The organism is Pseudomonas kuykendallii (genome assembly GCF_900106975.1).
Taxonomy (GTDB): domain Bacteria; phylum Pseudomonadota; class Gammaproteobacteria; order Pseudomonadales; family Pseudomonadaceae; genus Pseudomonas_O; species Pseudomonas_O kuykendallii.
Map to the genome: position 1 here is coordinate 257,644 of NZ_FNNU01000005.1, position 9,000 is coordinate 266,643.

General features: G+C 64.1%; 14 protein-coding genes and 1 tRNA gene. 13 read left to right on the top strand and 2 right to left on the bottom strand.

Features of this window, described 5'->3' with window-relative positions:
• Positions 1–34: 34 nt before the first annotated feature.
• The 13 genes from BLV15_RS22425 (at position 35) to BLV15_RS17170 (ending at position 8,353) form a co-directional block, all read left to right on the top strand.
• A complete protein-coding gene (locus tag BLV15_RS22425; RefSeq protein ID WP_255964489.1) occupies positions 35–160 on the top strand; it encodes a hypothetical protein in 126 nt (41 codons plus the stop codon).
• 64 nt (positions 161–224) lie between these two features.
• Positions 225–1,187, top strand: coding sequence for a coiled-coil domain-containing protein (locus BLV15_RS17115; protein WP_090230907.1), 963 nt, complete (start codon positions 225–227; stop codon positions 1,185–1,187).
• A 59-nt stretch (positions 1,188–1,246) separates the two neighbouring features.
• Complete coding sequence (locus BLV15_RS17120; RefSeq protein WP_090230908.1) at positions 1,247–1,510, top strand: hypothetical protein; 264 nt, start codon at positions 1,247–1,249, stop codon at positions 1,508–1,510.
• 1 nt (position 1,511) lies between these two features.
• Positions 1,512–2,108, top strand: a complete 597-nt coding sequence (locus BLV15_RS17125) for a hypothetical protein (protein WP_090230909.1) — start codon at positions 1,512–1,514, stop codon at positions 2,106–2,108.
• A complete protein-coding gene (locus BLV15_RS17130; protein ID WP_407072434.1) occupies positions 2,101–2,307 on the top strand; it encodes a hypothetical protein in 207 nt (68 codons plus the stop codon). Before BLV15_RS17125 ends, BLV15_RS17130 begins: the two co-directional genes overlap by 8 nt.
• Positions 2,297–4,027 (top strand): DNA cytosine methyltransferase, encoded by a 1,731-nt coding sequence (locus tag BLV15_RS17135; RefSeq protein WP_090230911.1) that lies wholly within the window; start codon positions 2,297–2,299, stop codon positions 4,025–4,027. Before BLV15_RS17130 ends, BLV15_RS17135 begins: the two co-directional genes overlap by 11 nt.
• Positions 4,020–4,646, top strand: coding sequence for a hypothetical protein (locus tag BLV15_RS17140; RefSeq protein WP_090230912.1), 627 nt, complete (start codon positions 4,020–4,022; stop codon positions 4,644–4,646). Before BLV15_RS17135 ends, BLV15_RS17140 begins: the two co-directional genes overlap by 8 nt.
• Positions 4,643–4,885 (top strand): ATP-grasp domain-containing protein, encoded by a 243-nt coding sequence (locus BLV15_RS17145; protein WP_090230913.1) that lies wholly within the window; start codon positions 4,643–4,645, stop codon positions 4,883–4,885. Before BLV15_RS17140 ends, BLV15_RS17145 begins: the two co-directional genes overlap by 4 nt.
• Entirely contained in the window at positions 4,878–5,135 is a 258-nt protein-coding gene (locus tag BLV15_RS17150; protein WP_090230914.1) for a hypothetical protein, read from the top strand. Before BLV15_RS17145 ends, BLV15_RS17150 begins: the two co-directional genes overlap by 8 nt.
• A complete protein-coding gene (locus tag BLV15_RS17155) occupies positions 5,128–5,394 on the top strand; it encodes a DUF4224 domain-containing protein (RefSeq protein WP_342741569.1) in 267 nt (88 codons plus the stop codon). Before BLV15_RS17150 ends, BLV15_RS17155 begins: the two co-directional genes overlap by 8 nt.
• Positions 5,394–6,464, top strand: coding sequence for a tyrosine-type recombinase/integrase (locus tag BLV15_RS17160; protein WP_407072433.1), 1,071 nt, complete (start codon positions 5,394–5,396; stop codon positions 6,462–6,464). The genes BLV15_RS17155 and BLV15_RS17160 overlap by 1 nt, the downstream gene beginning before the upstream one ends.
• 327 nt (positions 6,465–6,791) lie before the next feature.
• Positions 6,792–6,878, top strand: a tRNA-Leu gene (locus tag BLV15_RS17165).
• A gap of 290 nt (positions 6,879–7,168) precedes the next feature.
• Positions 7,169–8,353 carry a GAF domain-containing sensor histidine kinase gene (locus tag BLV15_RS17170; protein ID WP_090230915.1) on the top strand — a complete coding sequence of 395 codons (1,185 nt, stop codon included), beginning with the start codon at positions 7,169–7,171 and terminating at the stop codon, positions 8,351–8,353.
• A gap of 35 nt (positions 8,354–8,388) precedes the next feature.
• Here the strand turns inward: BLV15_RS17170 and BLV15_RS17175 are convergent, their stop codons facing one another.
• A complete protein-coding gene (locus tag BLV15_RS17175; RefSeq protein ID WP_090230916.1) occupies positions 8,389–8,580 on the bottom strand; it encodes a hypothetical protein in 192 nt (63 codons plus the stop codon).
• A gap of 28 nt (positions 8,581–8,608) precedes the next feature.
• Entirely contained in the window at positions 8,609–8,983 is a 375-nt protein-coding gene (locus BLV15_RS17180) for a response regulator (RefSeq protein ID WP_139210736.1), read from the bottom strand.
• Positions 8,984–9,000: the final 17 nt, after the last annotated feature.

Below are 9,000 nucleotides of genomic sequence, written 5' to 3' on the forward strand. Positions count from 1 at the left end.
CGGCAACCGGCACACCCATGAGAGGAGAAGCACCATGCAAATCGATGAAAACGCAGGAAACGGAATGGCGGGAGGGCTGGTGGCAACGCTGGCCGCCCTGCTGGTGATCGCCCTGGCCGGCGCCTCGATGCCTGACCTGATCGTCTGGCTGGCCCGTTGAAGGACTGAGAAATGCTGCCCGGACGCGGCAACGCCCGGGCAACCCATCCCCAAGGAGAAGCACCATGCACCACCTACAACGGCACCACCGCTGGGCCTTGCTGGCAATGGTCGCCGCGCTCGCAAGCGTGACCGCCACGTCGGTGGCGCTGGCCATCGCCGCGCTGATCGAGAACGCCATGCTGGCCGTCCTGTTCGCATCCGCCGCGGTCGTCCTGGACCTGTTCAAGTACATCGCCTGGCCGCTGGCCCTTGGCCTGCTGGCGGCACGACGAACCATCTGCGCGCTGCTGATGATGGCCTGCGCGCTCGCCCTGGGCGGCGTATCCGGCTGGGCCAGCTACGACCGGCTCTACAGCTCGATCATCACCAGCCGCGCCGAGTACCAGGCCCGCCACGAACAGCGCAAGGCCGACCTGGTGGAACAGCGCGACGCCGACGCCGCTCGCATCGAGCAGCTCGACACCGACGCGGCCGCCGTCCACCAGCAGGCCAACGCCCTGCGCGAACGCGGCATGGTCAGCCGCGCCCTGGAGCTGGAGACAGCCGCCATGGCCCGCATCGACGCCGAACGCGAACGCGCCCAGGTGCGCAGAGACTCCGCATCGCAAGAGCTGACCACCCTACTCGCCCGCCCGGCCAAGGCCGCAGGCCTACCCCTCGAACTGGCCACCCTGCTATGCGCCGGCTTTGCCGCCGCGCTGGAGGTTGTCCCGGCCCTGATCCTCGCCGCCCTGCGTTCCACCCCTGTCGCGGAGCGCTCCCCACTAGCCGTAACCGAGAACCGGAAACAGGCCGGGGAACGCCAGCAGGAACGAACGGAAACCGACACGGAAACAGCCGTCGCCCAGGTCCTGCCGCCCGAGCTGCAGCAGCTCATCGCCGAAGCGCAGAGCGGCGCCAAGGTGGCAGTCAGGCAGGTAGCGAAGGAACTCCAGATAGGCAGCAGCAAGGCCACCCGATTGCTGCAGCAGGCCGCTGAACTGGGCCTGCTGCACAAGACCGCCGGCGGATACGTCGCGGCGTAAAAGACGGCCCCGGAGGGCGGCAACCCCCCGAGGCCTTACCAACCCCAAGGAGAAGCACCATGCAAGCACAAACCCCTGAAGTCAGCGGCGCCGAGGCTACCACGAACACGTTTGCCATCGGCGATAAGGTGTCCTACGTCGGCACCAAGGCCACTGGCCGCGGCTTCCGCATCAGTGCCCGAGAAGGCGAAGTAGTTGCGGTCACTGATCACCTTGTTCTGATCAAGGCACGCAACGGTCAGGCCGTTCACGTGCATGCCGCCAACGTCACCCCCATCGGGCAACCCAACGCCCTCACCCGCGCGCTGATGGGGAGCAACTGACATGGCCTACTACTTCTACAAGTCGTCCGCTCCGGCCACCGTCGCCGTGCTCCTCGAGCTTGCTGCCGCGAAAGAAGAACTCCGCGCAGGTCTGGATCGGCTCGGCAAGCTGTTCGGCGGCAAGGTCGCCGGCATGCACGACATTGACTCGAACTTCGCCGGCGGCTTGATGCTACCCGCCAGCGACGAGTTGACCTTTCACTGGCGCCAACCGGACGACCACGGCTACCGGCACCTGCGCAGCGCAGTGAAGCTGCCCAAGGGCATGCCGAAGGAGGAACGCGCCGCCTACCGCGAAGAGCATAAGCGCCTGCTGACCCTCTGGCGTGAGAACTGCCCGCCGCTGCTGAGCAGGCATCGCTACTGGGAGCGCCTCGGTGTCAACACCGGCAACCTGTTGCTGTGCGGCGGCCTAATGTTCGAGCACGCCGGCGTTGCCTACTTCCACCTCGGGTTCCAGATCGACCAGGCCAACCACTTGGCGAACGTCGCCGCCGGTCGGCCGTCGTCCGGCTGGATCGAGGGCGCCATCGAGATCGTCCCCAGCGAATACGAAAAAGCCCGCGCCGCCAAGAATGCGGAGGTGTCCCGTGGCTGACACACGCACCCGTCCAACCATGGCCAGCAAAGCACTGGACCTGCCGCACATCTGCGACGTGTGCGGCAAGGCCCGCGCCACCCGCAAGCACCGCGCCTGCAGCCGTATTCGCCAGCAACGCAAGAATCTGGAGTGGGCCGCCTTCATGGCCGAGCGTGCCGCTATCCGCCAAGCGAAGGAGCGCCGCTATGCTCGTTAAGCGCACCTACAAACACTTCGGGTTCTGCTGCGGCCTGGGTTCCGGTGCCGCCGGTTTCAACGACAGCTCACTGCAGATCGCCAACATGCTGGGTAGCTGGCGTTGCATCGGTGGAGTCGATATCGACGCCGCCGGCCTGGCGGACTTCGAAGAGTTCACCGGCACCAAGGGCACCCTGCTCGATCTATTCACCCGCGAGCAGTACATCGCGTTTCACGGCGAGGAACCGCCCGCAGGCTGGAAGGAAGCCACGCTCGACGACATCCGCCGGGCAGCCAACAACGAAGACCCAGATGGCGTATTCATCAGCAGCCCCTGCAAGGGGGCGTCTGGCCTGCTACCTGAGTCGATGAGCCTCACACCGAAGTACATGGCCTTGAACGAGCTGACGCTGCGCTGCGTCTGGCTGATGCTGGAGGCCTGGCAACACCGACCGGTCAAGCTGATCGTCTTCGAGAACGTCCCGCGGTTGGCATCACGTGGTCGCTACTTGCTCGACCAGATCGTCCAGCTGTTCAGGCATTACGGCTACGCCGTGGAAGAAACCGTGCACGACTGCGGCAAGATTGCCGGGCTGGCACAGAGCCGTCCGCGCTTCCTGCTGGTGGCCCGCCACGTCGAGAGCGTGCCGGCATTCCTGTATCAACCGCAGACCCACAGCCTGCGCGGCGTCGGCGAAATCCTCAACCGCATGCCCATGCCTGGCGATATCGACCTCGCTGGCCCGATGCACCGCGTTCCAGCGCTGCACTGGAAAACATGGGTTCGGCTTGCCCTCGTCGAACCGGGTAAGGACTGGCGGTCGCTCAACCGCCTGACGATCGAGGACGGCTACCTGCGCGACCTAATCATCGTCCCGGAATACCAGGCGGGGTACCTGGGAGTGCATGGCTGGGGCGACAGCACCGGCACCATCGCCGGTCGCAACGGCCCAACCAACGGTGCGTTTTCTGTCGCGGACCCTCGCCCAGCCAGCAAGGCGGAATACTCACAGTACGGCGTGATTCCCTGGGATCGTCATTCCGGCGTGGTGACTGGCCAGCGCAGCCCAGGGCAAGGCCCGTTCAGCGTGGCCGACCCGCGCCCGGACTGGAACCGCCACTCCGGAAACTTTCGCGTGGTGCCATTTGATCGCCATGCAGGCACCATCATCGCCGGCGGCAAGGGCGTGCAAGGTGGCTGGCAGTCGGTCGCCGACCCGCGTGTCCTCAATCGCAAGAAGGGCGACGCCTACCTCACCGGCGGCCACTACGGCGTAGTCGACTGGGGAAGCTCGGCCGGCGCCGTATCCGCCAGCGCACGCCACGACAACGGCCGCTGGTCAGTTGCAGACACTCGCCTGCCTGCCTCCAACGACCGTCTGGCTTGCGTCATCCGCAGCCCGCACGACACCTGGAACCGGCCGTTCACCACCCTGGAACTGGCCGCGCTGCAATCCATGTTCGACCCTGAGGACATTTGGCAGCCCAACGACGAAACCAGCGCCCTGGAGCTGGTCGGTAAGCAGTTCATCCTGCATGGCAGCAACGACGGCGCCTGGCGCGAACGCATCGGCAACGCCGTACCCCGCAAGGCGGGCAAGGCAATCGCCAACGTGATGCTCAGCACCCTGATGCTTTCCGAAATGGGCGAGACCTTCACCCTCAACAACATGCCGGTCTGGTGCCGCCCCCTGGCTATGGCAATCAGCCTGAGCCGCCTGGAGGTGGCCCATGGCTGACCTCTTCTACCTGCAGGACAGCCGCAGCAACGTCGGCAGCCGGGCGATGTTCTGGCGCGACGGCGGTGGCTACACCTCGAACCTAGACGACGCCGAGCAGTTCACCCGCGAGGCTGCGGTCAAGCAGTACGAGTGCCGCGATACCGACCTCCCTTGGCCGGCGGATTACGTCCGCGCCCGGGCAGAGGTCGGAGTCGGCTGTCAGTACCTCACCAGGTCGGAAGCCGAGGCCTACCGCAACGAGGACGGCCGCGTATATGTGGCCTACGCGCGCGAGTGGGACGGAAACGACCTAGTATGGCGCGGCGGCAAGGGCCCAACCGCCAACCTGGACGACGCGATCCACCCAGGGGCGGCAGATGCCGCTGGGTACCTGGCCCAGGGCTTCGAGCTGTGGCCGTGCGGCTACATCGCCGAGCGCTCCCGCCCGGTAGTCCGCGCCAGCCTGCTCGAACACAAGCAGGCGCTGCGCTCGGTCGGCCTCAAGCTGCCCAAGCTCCAGCGCCCGCGATATCGCAGCTACAGCACCCGGCTCAACTGCGAAGGCTGCGGCCGCTTCCTGAGCGAACGCCAGCGCTTCCAGGACTGCTCGAACTGCGGCGCGAGGAATGCACCATGAGCCGGATCGTCATCACGTCGGGCCGGCGTTATGGCAAGGCCTTGCAGCTGCTGTACGACTACGCCACCGAGAACGGCTGGCAGGCTCAACGCACAAACGGTGGCCACCTGCGCTGGCTCAAGCCAGGGCGGCCGATCATCCACACCAGCAGCACGCCGAGCGATCGGCGCGCCTGGCTGAACGCCTTGGCGATGCTCCGCTGGGCAGACCGGCAACCGGTGGAGGTGGCCCATGTCTGAATGTCGCTTCTGCGCGGGCAGCGGCTGCCAGGCCTGCAGCTACACCGGGCAGGAAGCGATCCTGCACCAGATAGGCATGCTGCTTGACTTCCGCGCCGAAGGCCCTGCCGTGTCGCTCGACGAAGCCCATCACCAGGCCAAGCTACTCAGCCTGGCCGACTGGCACACGCCGATTGGCGTGTGGGCCGACCCGGCGGGAGCCAACGAGTTGGTCGAGATCTGGTATCAGGGGAGGCCGTACCGTGGCTGAAGAAGAAATCCCGCAGCACCTGATGGAGCTGCTGACGGAAGCGGAGCTGGCGAGCATCACCGGATATCGCCGCCCGCGGGAACAACAGCGCTGGCTCGACGCAGAGCGATGGCGCTACGCACTAAGCGGAGCAGGCCGGCCCATCGTGGGCCGGTTCTACGCGCGATTGAAATTGGCCGGGCTGAACCCCGGCCTATTGCTGGCCGCGGCAGAGCGGCCACATGATGAATGGCAAATGGACTTGGGAAAGGTGAAGTAGTGCGGCCGAAGACAAAGCAAAATCAGGACGTCTTGCCGCCCCGGATGATCGCCCGTACCCGGCGACTGAAGAGCGGCGACGTGTGGATTGGGTACTACTACAACGGGCGGGATGCGAAGGGTAAGCGGATTGAAATCCCGCTCGGCACCGATTTGGAGGCCGCGAAAATCAAGTGGGCCGCCCTGGAATCCAAGCCAGTAGAGAAGCCGGCACACCTTATGGGGGCACTGTTCGACCGGTATGAACGAGAGATTATCCCCACTAAAGCGCCCCGAACGCAGCGAGACAACCTAGCGGAGCTGCGACAGCTCCGCCCCGTGTTCGAGATGGCGCCAATCGAGTCGGTCACCACCCATCAGTTGGCACAGTATCGAGACGCTCGGTCGGCGAAGACCCGCGCCAATCGCGAACTCGCCCTGCTCTCCCACATGATGAACATCGCCCGGGAATGGGGGCTGACAACACGCGCAAACCCCTGCACGGGGCTCCGAAAGAACAAGGAAAAGCCCCGCGATTACTACGCAACACCCGAGGTCTGGGCTGCCATTTACAGCGTGGCGGTAACCGAGCTGCAGGACGCTATGGACCTCGCCTACCTCACCGGCCAGCGGCCGTCTGACGTGCTGAAAATGCGAAAGCGCGACATCGTCGGCGACTACCTGCTGGTCGGCCAGGGGAAGACGCAGAAGAAGCTCCGTATCCGCCTGCAGGAAAACGGAGAGCCAACCGGGCTGGGACTGTTCCTGGAACAGCTGAAGGCCCGCCACATCGCTGAAGCGCGCATCACCGCCCCGCTGATCTGCAACGTCGACGGGCTTCGGCTGAGCTACGGAATGCTGCGCAACCGCTGGGACGATGCACGGGCGAAAGCGGCAGAGATTGCGTCGAAGGCCGGCGACGACGACCTGGCCGCGCTGATCCGTGCGTTTCGGTTCAGCGACATCAGGCCGAAGGCGGCGACGGAGATCGAAGACCTCTCCGCCGCAAGCCGGCTGCTCGGGCACACCAAAGAGCAGATCACCAAGACTGTCTACCGCCGCCTCGGCGAGGTCGTCAGCCCCACCAAATAGCCCCGAAATCGTTTCCGCAACCCACACTACCCCCCGCGTCGTTACTGGTCTCCAGAGGACCAAACGGCGCGAAGTTGCGGAAACGATTTTCTGTAAGCAGTTGATCCCCCTGCCCTTTGTTTCGGATTGCAAATCCGTGTACGCCGGTTCGATTCCGACATCGGCCTCCATTATGAAAGCCCCGTAGATCAAGCATCTACGGGGTTTTTTCTTTTCTGCGCCCCACTATTTCGGGACAACGGAAAGTGCCTAGGCAACCTTGCCTGCACCCGCCTCGCTGTATATATTCCGCGCGTCGCCGCCAGGCGATCACGCTGTAGCGCTACCGCCCGAATGGCGAAATCGGTAGACGCAAGGGACTTAAAATCCCTCGGGGGTAACCCCGTGCCGGTTCGACCCCGGCTTCGGGCACCATTCTCTCCGGCTTCGATGCCGCTGAGCAGTCCAAGTACCTTCCGAACCCAGCAACTCGACAGCTGGTTTTCTTCACGAATCTTTCACCTTCACCGGCGTAGTCTTTCCTTCAACGCAAATGACTCCTTTGTGTTGCTGTGTGTTATGGCTCTTAGCCCGCCCTGTGCGGGCTTTTCTTTTTCAGGTGTTACCGAACCAACCTTCCCACGCCGCTCGCATCACCCCTTCATGAGTGGGGATGGCGTCACTTGTTTGGAAAACAGCGCTCTTCGCCTGCAGTGGATATCGGCATGCAACACTCGATAGCTTCAGACGTATCCGCCATTGGGCGGATCAGCGCGGTGCCTGCGATCCTGCAGGTCATCGCGGAGAGTACGGGGCTGCGTTTCGTCGCGGTGGCGCGGGTCACCAAGAGCGATTGGACGGCGTGCGCGGTGCTGGACCTGCTGGGCTTCGGGCTGGAGGTCAGCGACACGCTGGAAATCGCCACCACCCTGTGCAACGAGGTGCGGGGCTCCCGCGAGCCGGTGATCATCGATCACGCTAGCATGGACGAGCGCTACTGCACCCATCACACCCCACGCCTGTACAAGTTCGAGAGCTACATCTCCTATCCGGTGATTCGCGCCGACGGCAGTTTCTTCGGCACCCTCTGCGCGCTCGATCCCCTTCCAGCCAAACTTTCCGAGCCCCACATCGTCGCGATGATGGCGTCCTTCGCACGGCTGCTGGCGATTCAGCTGGAGGCCGAGGAAGGCTTCCAGCGCACCGAAGCCGCGCTGCTGCTGGAGCGAAAGAACGCCGAGCTGCGCGAGCAGTTCATCGCGGTGCTGGGGCACGACCTGCGCAATCCGCTGTTCGCGATCGACGCCTGTGCGGAAATGCTGATGCGCAAACCGATGGATGAACGCACCGAGCGGCTGGTGAAACACATCGTGAGCAGCAACCAGCGCGCTTCGCAGTTGGTCGAGGACGTCCTCGATTTCGCCCGCGGACGCTTGGGCGACGGAATCCCGGTGAAGCTGCGAGAGTGCCCGAACCTGGCGGACAGCCTTCGTCACGTGGTTTCCGAGATTCAGCGGATTCATTCGGAACGGATCATCAATGCGAACATCGAGCGACTGGAAGGGTTTCGCTGCGACCCCGAGCGGATCGGCCAACTGCTTTCCAATCTGGTCGCCAACGCCATCGCCCATGGCGCGCAGGATGGAACGGTCGAGGTGAATATCGGGCGTAATGCGGGGGGCTTCAGCATCTCGGTGAGCAACCAGGGCGAGCCGATTCCGGCCAGCGTGCTCGAGCGACTGTTCCTGCCCTACTCCCGGCCGCTCAGCGATCTGCCGCGAGCCGGCCTTGGCCTGGGGCTGTACATCGCCAGCGAGGTCGCGCGTGCCCATGGCGGCAACCTGACGGTGACGTCGAGCCGCGAGGCCGGCACTACCTTCACCTTCCATCAGCCGCTGCAGAGCACATAGCAGAAGCCCCGCAGATGCGGGGCTTCTCGGGCTGGCTACATCGGCCCCGGATCGGGGACCGCCGCGGGTACATCGGCCTCTTCGGTAAGGTTTTCCAGTACCTCATCCGGCAATGGCTGGTCTTCGTCGATCTCGCTTTCGGTCTCGTCAAGATCGTTCAGCGGAGACTCATCGGCGTGCCACATCGGTAGCTGTGTCATCTGAGGCTGCGGTACGTAAGGGATCATGGTCACCTCCGGACAATCGATGAATCGGTCAGGCCGCCGAACCGACGAGCTGGTGAATAGATGCGTCCAGTTGCTCGAGCCTGAAGGGTTTGCTGACCAGTTGGGCATTCAGGCTCTTGAAGTTCTTCGCCGACCAGACTTCGTAGGGGTGACCGCTGATGAACAGCACCTTGATCATCGGCAGCTTCTTCAGCGCAGCCTCCGCCACCATCATGCCGTTGGTGCCATCGTTCAGGCGGAAATCCGAGATCAGCAGGTTGATGTCGTCGTGTGCCTGGAGCACATCCATGGCCTGGGCGGTGTTGCCGGCGCCGTAAGCGTCATAACCACAATCGGCCAGGTGCTCCAGCAGCATGGAGAGAATATCGGGCTCGTCGTCTACGATCAGGACTGACTTGTGCAAAACAACACCTGCGAAAG

Coding starts and splice junctions, on each gene's coding strand:
- BLV15_RS22425 (WP_255964489.1), top strand. CDS start 35: ATGCAAATCGATGAAAACGCAGGAAACGGAATGGCGGGAGGGCTGGTG.
- BLV15_RS17115 (WP_090230907.1), top strand. CDS start 225: ATGCACCACCTACAACGGCACCACCGCTGGGCCTTGCTGGCAATGGTC.
- BLV15_RS17120 (WP_090230908.1), top strand. CDS start 1,247: ATGCAAGCACAAACCCCTGAAGTCAGCGGCGCCGAGGCTACCACGAAC.
- BLV15_RS17125 (WP_090230909.1), top strand. CDS start 1,512: ATGGCCTACTACTTCTACAAGTCGTCCGCTCCGGCCACCGTCGCCGTG.
- BLV15_RS17135 (WP_090230911.1), top strand. CDS start 2,297: ATGCTCGTTAAGCGCACCTACAAACACTTCGGGTTCTGCTGCGGCCTG.
- BLV15_RS17140 (WP_090230912.1), top strand. CDS start 4,020: ATGGCTGACCTCTTCTACCTGCAGGACAGCCGCAGCAACGTCGGCAGC.
- BLV15_RS17145 (WP_090230913.1), top strand. CDS start 4,643: ATGAGCCGGATCGTCATCACGTCGGGCCGGCGTTATGGCAAGGCCTTG.
- BLV15_RS17150 (WP_090230914.1), top strand. CDS start 4,878: ATGTCTGAATGTCGCTTCTGCGCGGGCAGCGGCTGCCAGGCCTGCAGC.
- BLV15_RS17170 (WP_090230915.1), top strand. CDS start 7,169: ATGCAACACTCGATAGCTTCAGACGTATCCGCCATTGGGCGGATCAGC.
- BLV15_RS17175 (WP_090230916.1), bottom strand. CDS start 8,580: ATGATCCCTTACGTACCGCAGCCTCAGATGACACAGCTACCGATGTGG.